1 protein-coding gene is annotated in these 942 nt (G+C 69.9%); it reads left to right on the top strand.

Features of this window, described 5'->3' with window-relative positions; genetic code table 11:
* Positions 1-13 precede the first annotated feature (13 nt).
* A partial coding sequence (locus IE249_RS35455) for a beta-ketoacyl reductase (protein WP_373304544.1) occupies positions 14-942 on the top strand: 929 nt, incomplete at its 3' end.

Raw genomic sequence — 942 nt, 5'->3', positions numbered from 1 at the left:
GTCGGCTGGTGCTGTGCGTGGTGCGGTGCGTCGGGTTCTGGGTGTGGTGCAGGGGTGGTTGGCGGATGAGCGGTTCGCGGATGGTCGTTTGGTGTTGGTGACCCGGGGGGCTGTGGAGGCGGTTCCGGGTGAGGGGGTTGTGGATCTGGCGGGTGCGGCGGTGCGGGGGTTGTTCCGTTCGGCGCAGTCGGAGAATCCGGGTCGGCTGGTTCTGGTGGATGTGGATGCCGATGGTGTGGTGGCTCGTGTGGGTGGCGGGTTGCTGGCTGTGGGTGAGCCGGAGTTGGCGGTGCGTGATGGTGTGGTGCGGGTGCCGCGTCTGGTGCGGGTGCCGGTGGCGGTTGACGGACCCGGTGGTGAGTCGGCGGTGTCCTTCCCGGTGGGTGGGACGGTGCTGGTCACGGGTGCGACGGGCACGTTGGGCGGGCTGGTGGCCCGGCACCTGGTGGCCGAGCACGGCGTACGTCATCTGCTGCTGATCAGTCGGCGGGGGATGGCGGCCGAGGGCGCCGAGGAGTTGGTGGAGGAGCTGCGCGACTCGGGTGCCGAGGTCACGCTCGTGGCGTGTGATGTGGCTGATCGTGAGGCGTTGGCTGGTGTGCTGGCGTCGGTGCCGGCGGGGCGGCCGTTGGGTGCGGTGGTGCATGCGGCGGGGGTGTTGGACGATGGTGTGATCGCGTCGTTGACGCCTGAGCGGGTGGATGCGGTGTTGCGTCCGAAGGTGGATGCGGCGCTGGTGCTGGATGAGTTGACGCGGGATGCCGGGTTGTCGGCGTTCGTGTTGTTCTCGGGTGCTGCCGCGGTGTTCGGTGCTGCGGGGCAGGGCAACTATGCGGCGGCGAACGCGTTCTTGGAGGCGTTGGCGCAGTGTCGTCGGTCGGAGGGTCTGCCGGCGAGTGCGCTGGCGTGGGGTCTGTGGGCCGAGGCCAGCGGCATGACCGG

The sequence above is a fragment of the Streptomyces anandii JCM 4720 genome, assembly GCF_014650655.1.
In the GTDB taxonomy this organism is placed as follows: Bacteria; Actinomycetota; Actinomycetes; order Streptomycetales; family Streptomycetaceae; genus Streptomyces; species Streptomyces anandii.
The sequence above is the reverse complement of the archived record's forward strand: the minus strand, read 5'-3'. Positions and strand labels throughout refer to the sequence as shown.